Genomic DNA, 20105 nt, shown 5'->3' on the forward strand with positions numbered 1-20105 from the left:
AGCCCGTTTACACCACTGCCGTTCCGCTGCGCCGAATCATCTGCGGCGTCTGGCCGATCGTCCGCAGGAACGCCCGCCTCATCCGCTCCCGGTCGGCGAAGCCTGCCTCCCTGGCGACGACTTCGATGGGGTGCGCACTGTCTTCGAGCAGCATCCGCGCCGCCTCCACCCGCAGATGCTCCACGGCCTTGGCCGGCGACTGGCCGGTCTCGGCGGTGAAGGCGCGGCTGAACTGCCGGGGGCTCAGGTGCGAGACCTCGGCCAGCTCCTCCACGCTCAAGGCGCGGGTCAAGTTGCGCCGGGCGTAATCCAGGGCCTTCTGAATGCGATCGGACTTGGGCTCGAGGTCCAGCAACACGGAAAACTGCGACTGCCCACCGGCCCGGCGGTGGTAGACCACCAGCTTGCGCGCGACGATGCGGGCGATTTCCAGCCCGTGGTCCTTCTCGATCATGGCCAGCGCCAGGTCGATGCTTGCCGTCATGCCTGCCGAGGTCCACACCGGGCCGTCGATGATGTAGATCCGGTCCGGTTCGACCTTGACCTTGGGGTAGCGGTCCTGCAGTCGCTTGGCAAACAGCCAGTGGGTGGTTGCCCGCCGGCCGTCGAGCACACCGCTTTCGGCGAGGACGAAGGCGCCGACACATGGCGCAGCAACGCGGCGAGCAGATGTCATCGATGCACGCACGAAGCTGGCAAGGCCGGGCGTGACCGGCATCACCGACGTGCCGGAGCCGAACATCACGGTATCGAACACCTGGTCGCTGGCAAATGCGCGGGTCTCGATGCGAAAACCTGCCGAAGACATCACCAGCCCCCCGTCTTCCGACAGCAGGGTCACTTCATACACGGGCTTGCCCAGGGTCAGGTTGGCGATCTCGAAGGCCGTGATCGCGGTCAGCCCCATCAGCTGGAAGCCTGGAAGCACGACAAAACCGAGCGTGTGCATGGCTGAGCCTCATGTCCTAAAAGGTGTCTTATATGACATTTGAGGCATGCCCACAAGGTCATAACATGTCCTCCAGACCGGCGCACAAGCCGTGCACGGGCAACCCTGGAGACAGTCATGATCAAACAAATGGGTACCGCACTCATCACGGGCGCATCTTCCGGCATCGGGGCGATCTATGCCGATCGGCTCAGCCATCGCGGTTACGACCTGATCCTGGTCGCCCGCAGCGAAGCCCCGCTCAACGCACTGGCCAAACGCCTCACCGACGCCACCGGGCGCTCCATCGAGGTGGTGGTGGCAGACCTTGGCAGCCCGGCCGGCCTGTCGCGCGTCGAAGATATCCTGCGCACCGATGCCAGCATCACGATGCTGGTCAACAACGCGGGCATGGGGGCCATCCAGCCGCTGCTCGAGTCCGACATCGACACCCTGGATGACTTGCTCGCACTCAACGTGCAGGCGCTCACCCGCCTGACCTATGCCGCCATTCCGGGCCTGGTGGCACGTGGCGGTGGAACGTTGATCAACATCGCCTCGGTCGTGGCCATCGCCCCGGAAGTCCTCAACGGCGTCTACGGCGCATCGAAGGCCTATGTCTACGCCTTCAGCCAGTCGCTGCGCAGCGAACTCAAGGACCTCGGCGTTCAGGTCCAGGTGGTGCTGCCCGGGGCAACGGCCACCGACTTCTGGGCCACCTCTGGCAAACCTGTCGAACAACTGCCTGGCGAGATCGTGATGTCCGCGGAAGACATGGTCGATGCGGCGCTAGTCGGCCTCGACCTTGGCGAGTTCGCCACCCTGCCGGCGCTGCCGGATATCGCCGACCTGGACGCCTATGAGGCCGCACGGCAGAAACTGTTGCCGCAGCTGTCGTTGCGCATGCCAGCGCCCCGCTACAGGGCGTGAGGCTCTGTTTCTCCGAAGCCCAGCAGAGGACTGACCGTCATGAACGCTCAGGTCGACATCAAACCCGGCACGCGCCTTGACAGCGACACCACGCCCCGCAAACCTATTGGCCGCGCCACCGTCCTGCGCCTGGGCGCCCTGGCTCTGGCGATCATCGCCGGCACGGCTTACGCGAACCATTGGTGGGCAAGCGGCCGATTCATCGAAGACACCGACGATGCCTATGTAGGCGCCGAGGTGACGGTGATCAGCGCCAAGGTCCCCGGCTACATCAGCGAGGTCGCGGTGGTCGACAACCAGTTCGTCAAGGCAGGAGACCTGCTGGCGCGGATCGACGTGCGCGACTACAACGCCGCCCTGGCAAAGGCTGACGGCGCCGTGGCGGCGCAGCATGCGCGGCTGGCCAATCTCGACGCGGTCGAACTGCTGCAACAGGCGCTCATCAGCCAGGCCAAAGCACAGATCGACGCCCGCAGCGCCGAGGCGCAACGGGCCATGGACGACCGGGTGCGCTATCAGAACCTGGTGCAAAGCCAGGCCGTGTCGGTGCAAAGCGCCCAGCGCGTCGACACCGCCTGGAAAACCGCACAGGCCGACCGCGTCCACGCCCAAGCTGGCCTGCTGGCCGCACGCCAGCAGCTGGCCGTGATCGACACCCAGCGCCAGCAGACCCGTGCCGCCCTGGCCCAGGCCGAAGCGGACCGGGAACAGGCTCGGCTCAATGTCGGCTACACCGAACTGCGCGCACCTGTCGATGGCTATGTCGGCAATCGCCGGGCCAAGGTCGGCGCCTATGCCGCAGCCGGTAGCCAACTGATTTCGGTGGTACCGGCCCACGGGCTGTGGGTTGACGCCAACTTCAAGGAAGACCAGCTGGCACGCATGCAAGTGGGCCAGGTCGTGAGCATCACCGCCGATATCCTGCCAGGCCGTACCTTTCACGGCCGCGTCGAGAGCATCGCGCCGGCCACCGGCGCGCAGTTCAGTGTGTTGCCGCCCGAGAATGCCACCGGCAATTTCACCAAGATCGTGCAACGCGTGCCGGTGCGTGTGCGTCTGGCGGATGACGACGCTGACTTCGGCGCCCTGCGCCCTGGCCTTTCGGTGTATGCCGAAATCAACACCAAAGCCCCGCGCGCGGCGCAGCCTGACCTTGCAGCGGCAAACCGGCAATGAGCAGCGAATTGCCGGTCCTAACCCCACGCCAGAAGGTCGCAGCCTTCGCCTGCATGTGCGTGGGCATGTTCATTGCCTTGATCGATATCCAGATTGTCTCGGCCTCGCTCAAGGACATCGGCGGTGGGCTTTCCGCAGGCGCAGATGACACTGCCTGGGTACAAACGGCCTACCTGATTGCCGAGATCATCGTGATCCCGCTCTCCGGCTGGCTGTCGCGGGTGATGAGCACGCGCTGGTTGTTCGCCGCCTCGGCCGCCGGCTTCACCCTGACCAGCCTGTTGTGTGCGGTGGCCTGGAACATCCAGAGCATGATCGCTTTCCGCGCACTGCAAGGCTTTTTGGGTGGTTCGATGATTCCGCTGGTGTTCACCACCGCGTTCATCTACTTCAGCGGCCCACAACGGGTAATTGCCGCCTCGGTGATCGGGGCCATCGCCTCGCTCGCGCCCACCTTGGGGCCTGCGGTCGGCGGCTGGATCACCGATGTTTCATCCTGGCACTGGCTGTTCTACATCAACCTGGTGCCTGGCATTTTCGTTACCCTCGCCGTACCGATGCTGGTCAAGGTCGATCAGCCCGACCTGGGGTTGCTCAAAGGCGCCGACTACCTGGGAATGGCCTTGATGGCGGTGTTTCTGGGTTGCCTGGAGTACACCCTGGAAGAAGGCCCGCGCTGGAACTGGTTCAGCGACCGCACCATAGCCACCACGGCCTGGCTGGCAGGCCTGTGCGGCGTACTGTTCGTCTGGCGCAGCCTGAAGGCCGCGCAGCCCATCGTTGACCTGCATGCCCTGCGCGACCGCAACTTTGCCCTGGGCTGCCTGTTTTCCTTCATCACCGGCATCGGGATATTCGCCACGATCTACCTGACGCCATTGTTCCTGGGCCGTGTGCGCGGTTACGGTGCCCTGGATATCGGCCTGGCGGTGTTTTCCACCGGCGTGTTCCAGCTCATGGCCATCCCGGTGTACGCCTTTCTCGCCAACCGGGTGGACTTGCGCTGGATCCTGATGTTCGGCCTGGCGCTGTTCGGCATCTCGATGTGGGACTTTTCGCCCATTACCCATGACTGGGGCGCCAGGGAGCTGCTGCTGCCCCAGGCCATTCGCGGCTTCGCCCAGCAGATGGCCGTGCCGCCGACGGTCACGCTGACCCTGGGTGCGCTGTCGCCGGCACGGCTTAAGCTTGCGTCGGGCTTGTTCAACCTGATGCGCAACCTGGGCGGCGCATTGGGCATCGCGGCCTGCGCCACGATACTCAATGACCGGACAAACCTGCACTTTCTGCGCTTGGCCGAGCACCTGAACGTGCGCAACGAAACCTTGAATAGCAGGCTCGAACAGTGGAGCGACAGCGCCCAGACACTGGGCCAGAACAGTCTGGACGCTGGCCAGATTGCGCTGCACCAGCTGTGGGCATTGACCTGGCGCGAAGCGCAGACGATGACCTACGCCGATGCTTTCCTGGTGATCATGGTGTGCTTCGTGGTCGCCACGCTGCTGGTGCCGTTGATGCGCAAGGTCCAGCCACCGCGGCAACCATCGGCCGATGGCCATTGAGATGGCCACATGCGCCTGTCTTTAAAGGTGTAGCGCCTATGAGACCGAGCGCCGCCCGCGCGGCGCATCGCGAGCTTTGCTCGCTCCTACGTTTGTTTCGGGCCAATTAATCCTGTCGGATTTACGCGCGAACGTCTTGGCGCATGGCGCGATATCGCGTCGTACAAACCAGGCGGTCGCTCGCGCCTGTCACAGGCATAACTGGCCAAAAACAAACGTAGGAGCGAGCAAAGCTCGCGATGCGCCGCGCGGGCGGCGCTCGATCTCACAGGCGCTGAAAATCTTGCGCCAGGCCCCTGTCAGCCGCGCAGCTGATACCAGGTAGTCTTCAACTGCGAGTACTTGTCAAACGAATGCAACGACAAGTCTCGACCGAACCCGGACTGCTTGCCACCGCCAAACGGCACCGTCACATCCAGCGCATCGACCGTGTTCACCGACACCGTACCCGCCTTGAGCGCACGGGCAACCCGGTGCGCCCGGTTCAGGTCATCGCTCCACACCGACGCCGCCAGGCCGTAGATGCTGTCATTGGCCAAGCGAATAGCCTCTTCCTCGGTATCGAACGCACTGACCGCCAACACCGGGCCGAACACCTCGTCACGGGCCAGGCTCATGCGGTTGTCGACGCCGGCAAAGATGGTCGGTTCAATGAAATTGTCCGAGCCACCGATGGTCAGGCGTTGCCCGCCACAGACCAGGCGTGCGCCCTCCTCGCGGGCCTGGCCGATGGCCCGGGCAATGCGCGTGGTCTGCTCGGCATCGACGATGGCGCCGGCACGGCTGGCCGGGTCCAGCGGGTTGCCTGGCAGCCACTGGCGGGCCTTGGCCTGCAGGCGCTCGATGAACTCATCGTGGATCGAGCGCTGCACATACAGCCGCGAGTTGGCCGAGCACACCTCACCCTGGTTGAAGAAGATGCCAAAGGCAGCCTTCTCGGCGGCCAGGTCCAGGTCCTGGCAGTCGGCGAACACCAGGTTCGGGCTCTTGCCGCCACATTCCAGCCACACCTGCTTGAGGTTGGACTGCGCCGAGTACTGCATGAAGTACTTGCCCACCTGGGTTGAGCCGGTGAACACCAGGCAGTCCACATCAGGGTGCAGGCCCAGGGCACGGCCCGCCGTTTCGCCAAGGCCCGGGACCACGTTGAGCACCCCTTCCGGCAAGCCAGCTTCCAGCGCCAGCTCGGCCAGGCGCAGGGCCGAGAACGGCGATTGCTCGGCGGGCTTGAGGACCACGCTGTTGCCCGCCGCAAGCGCCGGGGCCAGCTTCCAGGCTGCCATGTCGAGCGGGAAGTTCCACGGCACCACCGCCGCGACCACTCCCAGCGCTTCGCGGGTGATGGTGGCCAAGGCATTCGCCGCGGTCGGCGCCACTTGATCGTAGAGCTTGTCGAGCGCCTCGCCATACCAGGCAAAGACGTGGGCCGAACCCGGCACGTCGATGTTGTAGGCGTCCATGACCGGCTTGCCCATGTTCAGCGAGTCCAGCAGCGCCAGCTCTTCTCGGTGGGCCATGATCAGCTCGGCCAGGCGCAGCAGCACCTTCTTGCGCTCCACGGGTGCCATGCGCGGCCACGGCCCTTGCTCGAAGGCCTTGCGCGCGGTGCTGACGGCGAGGTCGACTTCGGCCTGGTCACAAGCAGCGACACGGGCGAGGACCTGATTGGTTGCCGGATTGATGGCGTCGAACGTTGCACCGCTGGCGGCCCCGAGCTGGCGGCCACCGATCAGGGCCTTGTCTGGCAAGCTCAGGCCTGCCGCGCGCTGTTGCCAGTATCCGAGATCGTACATACACACTCCTGACGACCGTCCGTGCGGTCCGCTTGTTATGGGTCTGGCCAACATTCTTGGCGCAGCCGCGGGCCCGGCGAAACCAGCTTTTTTCTGCCCCTTGCAGAGGAAAAAACTGCTCCCCCGAAAGGGTGATTTCGAGGCCTGCCCGAGTGTGGGAGCATTCGAGCCGCCCCACCTGAGCCACACCTCTGATCAGACTTCCTCACCAGTAGCGAGCCCGCTCGCCTGCTGCGGCTTCCTGCATCCCATTTCAGGAGTTAGCAAATGCATACAACAACAAATACAGCCCAACCCCAGCATCCTGTGTCGCCCAGCAACACCTGCGGCCGATTCCGCAAATCCATGGGCATGACTGCGCTGGTGCTGTTCGGCCTTGCCTACATGGTCCCGCTCGCCGTCTTCACCACCTACGGGCTGGTCACCCAGATGACCAAGGGCCACCTGCCCATCGCCTACATCCTCACCCTCGCCGCCATGCTGCTGACCGCCTACAGCTACGGCCGCATGGTCCAGGCCCATCCCTACTCCGGTTCGGTCTACACCTACACGCGCAAGGCCTTCGGCAGCCACTTCGGCTTTATCGCCGGCTGGACCTTGCTGCTCGACTACATCTTCCTGCCGCTGCTCAGCTACCTGCTGATCGGCATCTACATGTCCGAGTATTTCCCGGCCATCCATGCCTGGGTGTGGGTCGCCGGGTCGATTGCCCTGGTGACCTTTCTCAACCTGATCGGCATCGAGTCGATCACCCGGGTCAACTGGATCCTGGTGGTGGCACAGCTGGTGTTCATCGTGGTGTTCGTCGCGTTGTCGGTACGCCATGTGAGTGGCCAGGCCGCGCCGGTCTCGCTGCTGGCGCCGTTCCACCACGAAGGCTTCAGCGTGCCGTTGATCATGACCGGCGCGGCGGTGCTGTGCCTGTCGTTCCTCGGTTTTGACGCGGTGTCGACCATGGCCGAAGAAACCAGCAACCCGACCAAGCGCATTCCCCAGGCAATCATGGCGGTATCGGTAATCGGTGGCCTGCTGTTCCTGGTGGTGTCGTACTGCGCGCAGATGGTCTTCCCCGACTGGGCCAGCTTCGCCGACCCGGATTCGGCGTCGGTGGACGTGATGCGCCGGGTCGGCGGCGAAATGCTGGTGACAGCCTTCACCGCCACCTATGTGGCCGGCTGCTTCGCTTCGGCGATGGTGTCCCAGGCCAGCGTGTCGCGGGTGCTGTTCGCCATGGGCCGCGATGGCGCCCTGCCCCGGGTGTTTGGCCAGCTGGTGACGAAGAAGCGCGTGCCGGCGACGGCGATCATGCTGGTCAGCCTGCTGTCGTTGGTGGCGCTGTTCATCACCCTGGATACCGTGGCCAACATGATCAGCTTCGGCGCCCTGTTCGCCTTCTCGGCGGTGAACCTGGCGGTGGTCAAGCACTACCTGGTGGACCAGCAGTTGCGAGGGATGCGCAACTGCCTGCTGTACGGCGCCATTCCGGCACTCGGGTTCCTCAGCACGATCTGGCTGTGGACCAGCCTGTCGAGCATGTCCTTCACCATTGGCCTGTGCTGGATGGGCGTGGGGTTCCTCTGCCTGCTCGGGCTGACCAAGGCCTTCCGGGTGAAGTTGCCGGAACTGCAGATGGCCGAGTGATCGGGTGCACGCCTTGAGTTTTTTGGCGCCTGTGCGATCGAGCGCCGCCCGCGCGGCGCATCGCGAGCTGCGCTCGCTCCTACGTTTGCTTCGGGCCAATTATTCCTGTGGGGTTTGCGCGCGAATCCCTTGGTGCCTGTCTATATACCGCGTCTTACCATCAAGGCGGTCGCGCGCGCCTGTCACAGGCGTTACTGGCCAACAACAAACGTAGGAGCGAGCGCAGCTCGCGATGCGCCGCGCGGGCGGCGCTCGATCTCACAGGCGCTACAAGGTTATCGTCCTACCCATCGCACCCAACCAATCCCCCAACTGGTATGATCCCTCGTTAAACGTTTCAGTATGTTTCACAAGGGACCATAATGTCTGTTCAGGAATTACCGCCGCTCGCCGCATCCAAGGGCGGCGTCGGCAAGATGGAAGCTGCCATGGCGCTCGGCAGCTTCGCCATCGGCACCGGCGAGTTCGCCATCATGGGCCTGATGCCCGATATCGCCACCAACCTGCAATTGAGCGAGCCGCAAGTCGGCCATGCCATCAGCGCCTACGCGCTGGGCGTGGTGGTCGGCGCGCCGACCCTGGCCATCCTCGGTGCCAAGCTGCTGCGCAAGCACATGCTGCTGTTGCTGATGGCGCTGTATGCCATCGGCAACCTGGCCACCGCCTTTGCCCCGTCGTTCACCAGCATGGTCGCCTTCCGCTTCATCAGCGGCCTGCCCCATGGTGCCTACTTCGGCATCGCCGCGGTTGTAGCGTCGAGCATGGTGCCGAGCAACCAGCGTGCCGGCGCCGTGGCGCGGGTGATGATGGGCCTGACCCTGGCGATGCTGCTGGGCAACCCGGTGGCAACCTTCCTCGGCCAGTTCTTTGGCTGGCGTTCGGCGTTCATCCTGGTCGGCGCCATCGCCCTGTGCACCATTGCGCTGGTCTGGCGTTATGTACCGCAGCCTCATGACGAGCCGCGCAGCGACCCGCGCAAGGAACTGCAAGCCTTTACCCTGCCCCAGGTGTGGATGGCGCTTGGCATTGCCGCGATCGGCTTTGCCGGGATGTTCTGTGTGTTCAGTTACCTGGCGCCGACCATGCTGCAGGTGACCCAAGTGGCGCCGGAGTGGATCCCCTTCGGCCTGGCCGCGTTCGGCGCTGGCGGCATCATCGGCAACATCGCCGGTGGCAAGCTTTTCGACCGCCTGCAGTTCCGTGCCGTGGGCATCGTCCTGGTGTGGTCGGCGGCCGTGTTGCTGTTCTTCAGCTTCGCCGCCCATGCGCTGTGGTCGGTGCTGTTGGGGATCGGCCTCGTCGGCACCATGATCGCCCTGGCCGCGCCGCTGCAGATCCGCCTGATGGATATCGCCCACGAGGCGCCAAGCCTGGCGGCTGCGTCCAACCATGCTGCCTTCAACCTCGCCAACGCCCTAGGGCCGTGGTTCGGTGGAATGGCCATCAGCGCCGGCCTGGGCTGGACCAGTACCGGCTACATCGGTGCTGCAACGGCACTGGCGGGGTTGCTGATCTACTTGGTGGCGCGCCGAATGAAAGGCGGGCACTGACTGCCTCACCGGCCTCTTCGCGGGCTTCCCGCGACGGGGTCGGTGCTAGCGCTGGGCAACGCCCAGCAAGCGCTCCAGCGAAACCCTGGTCGACGGCGCGAGCTCCACCTCCTCCCCCGCACTGCCGTGCAATGCCTTGCCCACCATATATAACGCCGTGACGCTGTGCGGCGGCAGGTAGCCCTCGTTGCTCCAGGCATGCAACTGATAGGCAAAGAAAGCCATCGCCTGGGGTTTGTTGGCCACCATGTCTTCGATGCGCGCCAACAGCGTCTCCGAGAGCGCTTCACGCTCGCAAGCCGCCGGGTTTTCCGACAGGGCTTCATTCATCCGTGCGAACAATTCGCCCGCCCGCGGGCACAGCACCTGCATCGCGCAAGTTCTCAACTGCTGTTGTGGCGTAAACGTCAGCGGCATTTTTCTGGCACTCCCACCATCCGAAAGAGATAGCTCGTAAGGGTGGGAGTGTCGTGATGGCGAAAAAGTGGCATTGCCGGGAAAATAAATTTTCCCTGGGGTTTGTGGTGGTTGCCTAGGGCCTGCCTTGAGATTTTCAGCGTGGCATGAATCGAGCGCCGCCCGCGCGGCGCATCGCGAGCTGCGCTCGCTCCTACGTTTGTTTTTGGCCAGTAACGCCTGGGGCAGACGCGCGCGACCGCCTTGTTGGTACGACGCAATATCGAGGCATGCGCCAAGGCGTTCGCGCGCAAATCCCACAGGAATAACTGGCCGGAAACAAACGTAGGAGCGAGCGCAGCTCGCGATGCGCCGCGCGGGCGGCGCTCGATCTCCTAGGCGCCAGAAAGGCCAAGGCGAACACCCCCAGAATCAACCCTACCCAGCCCCTGATCTCACGATTACCATTGCGCCTTGCGCAGCTCGTTTCGATTCATGCCTGCTCCTGATGGTCGTCCACTGCCAACAGGATAGGCGCCTGGTCAATGTACCGCCCAGTCCCGGCTCATCGCCCGGTACTTGCGCGGCGGCATGGCGAAGAAATTGTGAAAGCGCCGATAGAAGTACGAGAAGCTGGTGAAGCCGCTGGCAACGGCAATTTCCGACATCGGCTTGTCGGTGTGCTGCAGCAACTGCCGCGCATGCCCCAGGCGCAGCTCCAGGTAGAAGGTCAGCGGCGTCGATTGCACATGCTGGCGGAACGAGCGCTCCAGCTGGCGGCGCGACAGTTTCACATGCCGGGCGATCTCGTCGATGGCAATCGGCTCTTCGATGTTGCTGCTCATCAGCTCGATGGCTTCGTTGAGGTTCTGCGGCAAGCCGACCCGAAACGGCGGCGCCACCCTGGGCAGCGCCGGTGCGGGCTTGTCGGCGGCGACGATCTGCTCCACGCCGTCGAGCAAGCTCTTGCCATAACGGCCGGCCAGCAGTTCCAGCATCATCTCCAGCGCACTGCTGGCACCGGCGCAGCTCAGGCGCCGGCGGTCCAGCACGTGGCCGGCACGGCTGATGCGCACCCCCGGGAACAGCTCGCCCATCAGCGCCCGCCCCTCCACATGGCAGGCGCAGTCATGGTCGTCGAGCAGGCCCGCCTCGGCGATGAAATAGGCACCATTCCACAAGCCACCCAGCAGGCAGCCGTGGCTGTCGGCTTCGCGCAGCTTGCCGCGCAGGCGCGGGTTGCGCTTGAGCGGCACGCGAAAACCACCACAGACGAACAGAAAGTCCAGGCTGCGCGCCTCCAGGTCGGCGAGGGTCTGGTCGACGGCAATGACGATGCCCGAGTCGCTGCGCACCTGCGCGCTGTCACCGATCATCACGAACTCGAACAGCGGCTTGACGCTGACCTGGTTGGCGGCAGCCAGGGTGTCCATGGCGCTGGTCAGCGTCATCATCGAGAACTGCTCCAGCAGCACGAAGCCGACCCGTCGCAAGGCCGCGCCGGTGGCGAGGCGGTGATCCGGCGCCAGGTGGGCGAAGCTGCGGCTTTTGAGAGGACTGACGACTGGCTGGTTCATGGTTCTGCTCTGCTTGGGTGGGTTAGTTGCTGGCCTGCATCGCCGCAGCGCGTGCTGCCTGCAACCAGCCATCGAAGGCCTGGCGGTGGGCGGCGATCCATTCCTGGGTGTGGCGCTGGATGTCGGCGTAGGACTTCTCGCCGTGCTGCATCTTCAGGTTCTGCGCGCTCTCGTCGGCCGCCGGGATCTGCATCAGCGACAGGAACTTCACGGCTGCCGGGTTCTTTTCGGCGAAGTCGCGGTTGATCACCGCCTCGATCTTGTCCAGTGCGAAACCGAGGTTCTTGCCCTGGTACAGCGTATCGACGCTGTTGTCGCCGCCCGGCAGGTCGGTTTTCGGCACCTCCAGCCAGACCACGTCGCGCCCCTCGACCAGCACGCCGGCCACCCACTGCGGCATCCAGGTGTAATAGAACACCGGCTTGCCTTCCTTGAAGCGGGTGATGGTGTCGGCCATCAGCGCGAAGTACGAGCCCTGATTGACGTGGATGCTGTTTTCCAGGTCGTAGGCTTTCATCTGGTGGGCGATCACCAGCTCGCAGCCCCAGCCCGGGTTGCAGCCGGTCATGTCGGCCTTGCCGTCGCCATCGGTGTCGAACAGCTTGGCGATCTCGGGTTTCTTCAGGTCGGTGATGTACTTGATGTGGTACTGGTCGGCGGTTTTCTTGTCGATCAGGTAGCCCTGCAGCACACCAGGCAGGATGTCACCGACCTTGACCATGTTCTGGTCGCCGCCGGCCTTCTGGTAGAAGCTGGCGTGCAGCTTGTCCCACAGGTTGACGCTGAAATCTGCATCGCCGTAGCCGACCGCCAGGATCATCGTGGCGTATTCGGTTTCCTTGGGTTTCTGCACGTTGTAGCCCAGCTCGCGCAGGCCCTCGATGGCCACTTCGCCGCGGAAGCGCTCTTCGTCCACGGTGGGGAATGCCGGGGTGATCTTCACCCCTTCACCCGGTTTGTCGGTCGAGGCGCCGGCATGCAGGCAGGCCAGGCCCAGCGCCACGGCGCAGGTGGCTTGCAGGAAACGGCGGGGGAACTTGAACTCGGACATCTTCGCGTACCTTCTTCTGGTTGTTGTTTCGGGATGCGGCAGATAGAACGGGGTTAAGTCAGGCGGTCTTGCGCCGCCCTTGCGGTTGCGCCGCGCCGCACAGGAGCAGTATCACGCCCACTGGCCCGGTGTGGTACCAGCGCAGGCTGGGGTCGGCGCTGGTGCGGGCGCCCATGGCCTGGGTCAGGCGGTCGAGGAAGATCGCCAGCAGCACCAGGCCGACGCCGCCGACGGTGGCCAGGCCCATGTCCAGGCGGCCGATGCCGCGCAGCACCATCTGGCCCAGGCCGCCCACCGAGATCATCGAGGCGATCACCACCATCGACAGCGACAGCATCAGGGTCTGGTTGAGGCCGGCCATGATGGTCGAGGTGGCCAGCGGCAGCTGCACGCGGGTCAGCATCTGCCGCGGCGTGCAGCCAAAGGCGCGGGCGGCTTCGATCTTGTCCTCAGGCACCTGGCGGATGCCAAGGTTGGTCAGGCGCACCAGCGGTGGCAGCGCGAAGACGATGGTCACCAGCACGCCCGGTACGTTACCGATGCCGAACAGCATCACCACCGGTACCAGGTAGACGAACGCCGGCAGGGTCTGCATGGCGTCGAGCAACGGCCGGATGATGCTTTCCAGGCGGTTGCTGCGTGCGCAGACGATGCCCAGCGGGATGCCGATCACCGCACAGAAGAACACCGAGGTCAGCACCAGCGCCAGGGTGGTCATCGACTCTGCCCAGACCCCGATCAACCCCAGCAGGGTCAGGGTGACGAAGCACAGCAGCGCCATGCGCTTGCCCGCCAGCTGCCAGCCGAGCAGCGACGAAAGGAGGATGCCAAGGGTCGGCGGAATGCTCTGCAAGGTGAACTCGATGCCATTGAGCACCTGGTCGATCGGCCAGCGGATGGCGCGGAACACCTCGCGAAAATGCTGGACGAGAAAGTTGAGTGTTGCGGTAACCCAATCCCCCAAGGGGATTACGGCCGCCTGGAACGGGTCGAGCAGACTGAATTCGGACACGGGGGCTTGCCTCTTGTTCTTTTAATGGCGGCTCACGGACTGCAACGGCGCGTTCTTCGCCAGCACCGAACATTGGCAGCGGCTGTTGAAGCTCTTGAAGAAGCTGCGCACGTAGTCGTTCGCCGGCTGGTTGATCAGCTCCTGCGGGGTGCCGATCTGCACCACCCGCCCGCCTTCCATGATCGCGATGCGATGGCCGATGCGGATGGCTTCTTCGATGTCGTGGGAAATGAAGATGATGGTGCGCTGCTGCTCGGCCTGCAGGCGCATCAGTTCGCCTTGCATTTCGCTGCGGATCAGTGGATCGAGGGCGGAAAACGCCTCGTCCATCAGCAGGATCGTCGGGTCGTTGGCCAACGCCCGGGCCAGGCCCACGCGCTGCTGCATGCCGCCGGAGAGCTGGTGCGGGTAGCTGTGCTCGTGGCCGGCCAGGCCCACCTGGCTCAGTGCTTCCCGGGCACGGCTGTGGCGCTCGGCTTCGGGCACACCTGCGATTTCGAGGCCAAAGGCGGTGTTTTCCAGCACGCTCATGTGCGGCATCAGGGCGAAGGACTGGAACACCATGCCCATTTCCTTGCGGCGCACATCGAGCAGGGCTTTGTCGGAGAGCCCGGTGATTTCCTTGCCGTTGAGGTGGATGCTGCCGGAGGTGGGTTCGATCAGGCGGTTGAACAGCCGCACCATGGTCGACTTGCCCGAACCGGACAGGCCCATGATGACGAAGATCTCGCCACGCTTGACGGAAAAGCTTGCATCGAACACGCCGACGACATGGCCGGTCTTGCTGAAGATTTCGTGCTTGTCGGCACCGTTGCGCAGCATCTCCATGGCCATGTCCGGGTTATTGCCGAACACTTTGTAGATATTATTTACCGAGAGTATTTCATCGCCTTGGTACATATGACCCTCATTATTATATTTATGACCAATTATGAGCGGCAGCGCATCGTCAGTTAGATGCGTACCTGGATTGGCAGGCGGCCCGCAATGGCGAGCGAGGCAAACTTGTTTTTTGCCAATGTAACGCGCCCCTCGGTAGGTGCATTGTATATCTGTGTCAATTTGTATTATAAAGCCCCGCCCCTGGCAGCCCGTCGCGCCACGGCATCCTATTTATTGTCATAACCGTAATATCCGCAGCCCTTGGCCCTGCTCATCATCTGGCTCAGGGGCGCCCTGCCCGTGCGCTGCATACAACAACAAGATTCGGACGACCATGAACAACCCATCAGGCGCCCAGAAACACAAGGGCTACCGCCGCATCATCCCGTCGATGACAGCGTTGCTGCAGTTCGAGGCCGTGGCCCGGCTCAACAGCTTCACCCTGGCCGCCACCGAGCTGGGCGTGACCCAGGCGGCGGTCAGCAAGCAGGTCAAGGTGCTCGAAGAGAACCTCGGCGCGCTGCTGTTCCACCGTGCGCACCGCAACATCAGCCTGACCGATGCTGGCGACATCTTGTTCGCCAGCATTTCCGAGTCGTTGCAACGGGTGGCCAGTGCCTTTGACCAGATCAACCAGGGCTGCAACCGCCAGGAAATCGTGCTGGGCTCGACCGCGCCGTTTTCCCAGCTGCGCATCATGCCGCGGCTGAATCAGCTGGCCAGCACCCTGCCGCAGGTGCAGCTGCGCCTGGCCACGCAGATGTTCACCGGCGACCTGCGCACCCGCAACTGCGACCTCGACGTGCGTTTTGGCGATGGCCAATGGGACGATGGCGAGGCCACCTTGCTGTTCGACGAAGAAGTCTTCCCGGTGTGCTCGCCCGCCTGGCTGGCGCGCAACCCCATGCCCACCAGCCTGGAAGAACTGGCTGTCGCAGGGCTGCTGGATGCAGACTCCACCTCCGAGGGCTGGGTTGCCTGGCCGAGCTGGTTCCGCGAAAAAGGCGGCGCCCCTGGCGCACTGCAATACAACCTGCGCTGCAGCCTGTACACCGATGCCATCAACGCCGCACTGCAGGGTTATGGCATCGCCCTGGGCTGGGGCCGGCTGGTCGAGCACCTGCTGGCCAGCGGCGCGCTGGTGCGCCTGCAGCCCTTCTCGGTGCGCCCAGAGCAGGCCTACTACCTGGTAGCGCCCCATGGCCGGCCGAAAAACCCGCACATGACGGCATTGGTGCAATGGCTGCAAAGTGGCAGTTTTTGAATAACCTGAAGTAATGCAAAGTGGAAAATTAAGCGCATTGACGCTCTAGCGGGGCACTTCGATAATCGCCGCCAGCAGTTTGGTCATTAAAGAATAAGAGTGCCCGAGGTCAACTATGAGCCGCCCGATAATCAAATCCCATCGCGAACTTGTTGAATCACGCCAACCCGGTTTTGGCATGAATGGCGAGTTGTACAGCCGCCAGGATATCTTCGAAACGGATATGGATATCTTCTTCAACAAGCACTGGATCCAGGTTGCCGTTACTGCAGATGTCGATGAGCCGGGCGATGTATTCACCGTGGACATCGGCAAGGCCTCGGTGCTGATCCTGCGCGACGATGACGAGCAGATCCGCGCCTACCGCAACGTGTGCCGCCACCGCGGTGCGCGCCTCAAGGAACCGGGCAAGTCCACCGTCGGCATGCTGGTCTGCCCCTACCACCAGTGGACCTACGACCTGGACGGCAGCCTCAAGCACGCCAGCCACATGGGCAAGGGCTTCGACCCCAAGTGCCGCAGCCTGATCCCGGTGCACTGCAAGGTGATCGGCAGCCATGTGCTGATCTGCCTGGCCGACAACCCGCCGGACGATATCAGCGACCTCGAAGAAGTCATGGGCCCGCGCTTCGCCCCCTTCGACCTGACCAACACCCGCATTGCCTTTGAGCTCGACTACATCGAGAACGGCAACTGGAAGCTGGTGATGGAAAACAACCGCGAGTGCTACCACTGCGCCGGCACCCACCCGGAGCTGATCGTCTCGTACCAGTCCGAAGACCTCGGCGTCAGCCTCGAAGAAATGAGCGAGGAAGCCCGCGCCTCCTACGACGCCTACCAGATCCGCAAGGCCGGCATCGAGGCCAACTGGGCCAGCGACGGCCTGCTGTATGAAACCGTCGAGCATCTGCAGGACAGCTCACCCACCCAGTTCCGCACCCAGCGCATGATCATTGCCGGTAGCGGCGAATCGCAGACCCTCGACACCAAGGTCGCCTGCAGCAAGCTGCTGGGCAACCTGACCCGTCGCGACCTCGGCGATACCCACCTGTGGGGCAACAACGCCTGGGCCCACGTGATGAGCGACCACGCCATGATCAGCTGGATCATCCCGCTATCGCCAGACCGCACCCTGGTGCGCACCAAGTGGTTGGTGCACCGCGACGCCGTGGAGGGGGTCGACTACGATCTGCAGCGCCTGACCGAAGTCTGGGTCGCCACCACCCAGCAGGACGCCGCGCTGGTCGCCATCACCCACAGCGGCACCCAGGACCCGGCCTTCGTCCCCGGTCCCTACTCCACCTTCACCGAACCCTACGTCGACCAGTTTGCCCGCTGGTACACCTCGCGCCTCGCCGCGCACGGAGTGTGAGGCCATGAGCGTGCTGCAGACCATCACCGCGAACATCGCCAGCCTGCGCGCTGACCAGCGCTTCGCCGACACCGACCACTGGGCCGCCCACGGTGCCCAGTGGGCCAGCGGCGAAAGCCAGCGCATCGAGTGCCTGAACGTCGTCAGCGAGACGCACGACGTCAAGACCTTCACCTTCCACAGCCCGAATTACCACGCCCTGGCCTACGAGCCCGGGCAGTTCCTCACCGTGTCGCCGGTGATCGACGGCAGCAGCGTGTCGCGCTGTTACACCTTGTCGTCGACGCCAACCCGGCCGTTCACCTTCTCGATCACGGTCAAGCGGGTGCCGGGCGGCGTGGTATCCAACTGGCTGCACGACAACCTGCAGCCGGGCAGCGCCCTCGCGGCCTCCGGCCCGGCGGGCATCTTCACCCCGGTGGCCGGCCCGGCGCGCAAACTGCTGTACCTGTCGGCCGGCTCCGGCATCACTCCGCTGATGGCCATGACCCGCGCCGCCGCCGACCTGCACGCGGACCTCGACATCGTCTTCGTGCACAGCGCGCGCACCCCCAAGGACATCATCTTCCGCGACGAACTGGCACGCCTTGAGCGCAGCATGCCGCGCCTGCGCACGCTGTTCTTCTGCGAAAGCCTGGGTGACGAGCCGGACTGGGCCGGGCCGCTCGGGCGCCTGTCGCTGGAGGTGCTGCAGCAGCAGATCCCCGACTTCATGGAACGCGCGGTGTTCACCTGCGGGCCCAAAGGCTACATGGATGCGGCCAAAGGCCTGCTAACCGACGCCGGCTTCGACCTGGCGCGCTATCACCAGGAAAGCTTCGACATCAGCGCCGAGGTGCAAGCGGAGCCCGAACCCGCTACTCCCGGCCAGGCCCTGGATACCTTCACCGTGCGCCTGGCCCGTTCCGGCAGGACCTTCACCATGGGCGCCGACCAGACGGTCCTGGCCGCCGCCAAGAAGGCCGGTGCGGTGGTCCCCTCCTCCTGCAGTCAAGGCGTCTGCGGCACCTGCAAGACCGCCGTGCTCGAAGGCAGCGTCGAGATGAACCACAACGGCGGCATCCGCCAGCGCGAGATCGACAAAGGCCTGCGCCTGCTGTGCTGCAGCCGCCCCACTTCAGACCTGGTGATCGACCTCTGAACAGCTAGCACACTGCAACACCAGCAACGCAGCCAGGCGGGCCGCTCGAGCGCCCGCCTGCAACAATAAAAAGGATAGAGCCGATGCGTGCAAAACAAGGCCTTTTCAAAGGCCTCAACCCTACCGTGACGGTAGGGTCCCTCTCGATTGTCGTGGCCTTCGTGGTGCTCTGCGCCGCCCACGGCGACCAGGCCGCGGGGGTGTTCAAGGGCGCCTCCGACGCCATCCTCGACCACCTCAAATGGTTCTACCTGGCGCTGGTCAGCGGCATCCTCGGGGTGCTGGTGTACATCGCCTTCAGCCGCCACGGCACCTTGAAACTCGGCCGCCCCGACGAAAAGCCGGAATTCAGCTTCGCCGCCTGGATCGCCATGCTGTTCAGTGCCGGCATGGGCGTGGGGCTGATCTTCTGGTCGGTTGCCGAACCCGTCCTGCACTATGCCAGCAACCCGTTCACCCCAGGCCTGACCGACCAGGCGGCGTCGATGGCCATGCGCATCACCTTGCTGCACTGGGGCCTGCACCCGTGGGCGATCTTTACCGTGATCGGCCTGGGCCTGGCCTACTTCGCCTACCGCGAAGGCCTGCCGCTGGCGCTGCGCTCGATCCTCTACCCGATCATCGGCAACCGCATCTACGGGCCGATCGGCCATGCCGTCGACATCATCGGTGGCGCGGTGACCGCGTTCGGGGTTTCGCAGTCGCTGGGGCTGGGCGTCGAGCAGATCAACATGGGCATGCACCAGGTGTTCGGCACCCCGGTCAGCCTGTCGTTCAAGCTGAGCATCATCGCCGTGGTCACGGTGATTGCCTCGATCTCGCTGCTGGCCGGGGTGTCCAAGGGCATGAAGCGCCTGTCGACCCTGAACATGTGGATTTCCCTGGGCCTGATGCTGGTGGTGCTGGGCCTGGGCCCGACCAACTACATCATGAACCTGCTGTTCGAATCGGCCGGCGACTACGCGCAGAACATCATCGGCATGAGCTTCTGGACCGATGCCCAGGCCGACAGTGCCTGGCAGAAGAGCTGGACCGCCTTCTACTGGCCGTGGTGGATGACCTGGGGGCCGTTCGTGGGCCTGTTCATCGCGCGTATTTCCCGTGGCCGGACCATTCGCGAACTGGTGTTCGGCGCGCTGTTGGTGCCAACTGTGGTGACCATCCTGTGGATGGCGGTGTTCGGCGGCACTGCGTTGAAGGATGAACAACAGGTGCGCCACGCCTACGAGAAGCTGCCGGTCGCCGAACAGACCGCTGCCGGTGCCTTCCAGGGCGGGCCGATTCTCGAAGCCACGCGCAAGGAAACCACCACGGCGATGTTCACCCTGCTCGACCGCCTCGACGGCCCGACCCTGGGCGCAGTGCTAAGCGTGATCATCTGCTTGCTGCTGGCGGTGCACTTCGTGACCGCAGCCGATGCCGGTACCCAGGTGCTGTGCATGCTCAACTCGCTGGGCAGCATCGACCCGCCCAACTGGATACGCGTGCTGTGGTGCGTGCTGGAAGGCGCGATTGCGGCCAGCCTGGTGATTGCCGGGGGCTTGCTGGCAATCCAGATGGCCAGCATCGTGGTCGGCCTGCCGATTGCCCTCTACATGCTGCTGACCGGGTACAGCCTGATGCGCAGCTTGCGCAGCAATGAGCAGGTGTTTGCGCCAGCTATCGCGCCTGAGCCCTTGGCCAGCGAACTGACCACTGGATAATGGTCTCTCGAGGGGCAGGTCTACCTGCCCCCTCAGAGGCCGAAGGTATTTTTCACATTCATCTCACTTGCTGACAACAAACACTCTGGCATCTTTGCGGTGCGCATCATTTAATTAATGAAAGCTG

General features: G+C 64.0%; 16 protein-coding genes. 9 read left to right on the top strand and 7 right to left on the bottom strand.

The features are described from left to right. Positions 1–7: 7 nt before the first annotated feature. Entirely contained in the window at positions 8–949 is a 942-nt protein-coding gene (locus tag C2H86_RS26555) for a GlxA family transcriptional regulator (RefSeq protein ID WP_159410614.1), read from the bottom strand. A gap of 117 nt (positions 950–1066) precedes the next feature. Here C2H86_RS26555 and C2H86_RS26560 point away from each other — a divergent pair, with 117 nt between their 5' ends. From C2H86_RS26560 to C2H86_RS26570, 3 genes are read left to right on the top strand one after another with little or no spacing between them, the layout of a single operon-like run. After that, complete coding sequence (locus C2H86_RS26560) at positions 1067–1858, top strand: SDR family NAD(P)-dependent oxidoreductase (RefSeq protein WP_159410615.1); 792 nt, start codon at positions 1067–1069, stop codon at positions 1856–1858. 39 nt (positions 1859–1897) lie between these two features. Beyond that, positions 1898–3034: an HlyD family secretion protein gene (locus C2H86_RS26565; RefSeq protein ID WP_159410616.1), complete on the top strand. Its 1137-nt coding sequence runs from the start codon at positions 1898–1900 to the stop codon at positions 3032–3034. After that, positions 3031–4596 (top strand): DHA2 family efflux MFS transporter permease subunit, encoded by a 1566-nt coding sequence (locus C2H86_RS26570; protein WP_159410617.1) that lies wholly within the window; start codon positions 3031–3033, stop codon positions 4594–4596. Before C2H86_RS26565 ends, C2H86_RS26570 begins: the two co-directional genes overlap by 4 nt. Positions 4597–4895: 299 nt before the next feature. Here the strand turns inward: C2H86_RS26570 and C2H86_RS26575 are convergent, their stop codons facing one another. After that, positions 4896–6389 (bottom strand): aldehyde dehydrogenase, encoded by a 1494-nt coding sequence (locus C2H86_RS26575; RefSeq protein ID WP_159410618.1) that lies wholly within the window; start codon positions 6387–6389, stop codon positions 4896–4898. Positions 6390–6656: 267 nt separating this feature from the next. On the opposite strand from C2H86_RS26575, the gene C2H86_RS26580 reads away from it, so the two are divergent. Beyond that, positions 6657–8030, top strand: a complete 1374-nt coding sequence (locus C2H86_RS26580) for an APC family permease (RefSeq protein ID WP_159410619.1) — start codon at positions 6657–6659, stop codon at positions 8028–8030. Positions 8031–8392: 362 nt separating this feature from the next. Further along, complete coding sequence (locus C2H86_RS26585; RefSeq protein ID WP_205524576.1) at positions 8393–9580, top strand: MFS transporter; 1188 nt, start codon at positions 8393–8395, stop codon at positions 9578–9580. Between the two features lie 45 nt (positions 9581–9625). Here the strand turns inward: C2H86_RS26585 and C2H86_RS26590 are convergent, their stop codons facing one another. From C2H86_RS26590 to C2H86_RS26610, 5 genes are all read right to left on the bottom strand, one after another. Next, on the bottom strand, positions 9626–9997 hold the full coding sequence (locus tag C2H86_RS26590) for a hypothetical protein (RefSeq protein ID WP_159410620.1): 372 nt from the start codon (positions 9995–9997) through the stop codon (positions 9626–9628). Between the two features lie 521 nt (positions 9998–10518). After that, the gene (locus C2H86_RS26595) at positions 10519–11553 is read right to left on the bottom strand and encodes a GlxA family transcriptional regulator (RefSeq protein ID WP_159410621.1); all 1035 of its coding nucleotides are present in this window, start codon (positions 11551–11553) and stop codon (positions 10519–10521) included. 22 nt (positions 11554–11575) lie between these two features. Then, positions 11576–12604, bottom strand: a complete 1029-nt coding sequence (gene proX, locus C2H86_RS26600) for a glycine betaine/L-proline ABC transporter substrate-binding protein ProX (RefSeq protein WP_159410622.1) — start codon at positions 12602–12604, stop codon at positions 11576–11578. Positions 12605–12662: 58 nt separating this feature from the next. Next, positions 12663–13616 carry a glycine betaine/L-proline ABC transporter permease ProW gene (gene proW, locus C2H86_RS26605; RefSeq protein WP_159410623.1) on the bottom strand — a complete coding sequence of 318 codons (954 nt, stop codon included), beginning with the start codon at positions 13614–13616 and terminating at the stop codon, positions 12663–12665. 21 nt (positions 13617–13637) lie between these two features. Continuing rightward, the gene (locus C2H86_RS26610; RefSeq protein ID WP_275898220.1) at positions 13638–14516 is read right to left on the bottom strand and encodes a quaternary amine ABC transporter ATP-binding protein; all 879 of its coding nucleotides are present in this window, start codon (positions 14514–14516) and stop codon (positions 13638–13640) included. A 316-nt stretch (positions 14517–14832) separates the two neighbouring features. On the opposite strand from C2H86_RS26610, the gene C2H86_RS26615 reads away from it, so the two are divergent. The 4 genes from C2H86_RS26615 to C2H86_RS26630 all read left to right on the top strand — a co-directional run bounded on the left by C2H86_RS26615 (position 14833) and on the right by C2H86_RS26630 (position 19978). Beyond that, a complete protein-coding gene (locus tag C2H86_RS26615) occupies positions 14833–15762 on the top strand; it encodes a LysR substrate-binding domain-containing protein (protein ID WP_159410624.1) in 930 nt (309 codons plus the stop codon). Between the two features lie 115 nt (positions 15763–15877). Then, positions 15878–17134, top strand: coding sequence for an aromatic ring-hydroxylating oxygenase subunit alpha (locus tag C2H86_RS26620; RefSeq protein ID WP_159410625.1), 1257 nt, complete (start codon positions 15878–15880; stop codon positions 17132–17134). A gap of 4 nt (positions 17135–17138) precedes the next feature. Further along, entirely contained in the window at positions 17139–18275 is a 1137-nt protein-coding gene (locus C2H86_RS26625) for a hybrid-cluster NAD(P)-dependent oxidoreductase (protein ID WP_159410626.1), read from the top strand. Between the two features lie 83 nt (positions 18276–18358). Further along, complete coding sequence (locus C2H86_RS26630; protein ID WP_159410627.1) at positions 18359–19978, top strand: BCCT family transporter; 1620 nt, start codon at positions 18359–18361, stop codon at positions 19976–19978. Positions 19979–20105: the final 127 nt, after the last annotated feature.

The organism is Pseudomonas putida, assembly GCF_009883635.2.
Classification (GTDB): domain Bacteria; phylum Pseudomonadota; class Gammaproteobacteria; order Pseudomonadales; family Pseudomonadaceae; genus Aquipseudomonas; species Aquipseudomonas putida_W.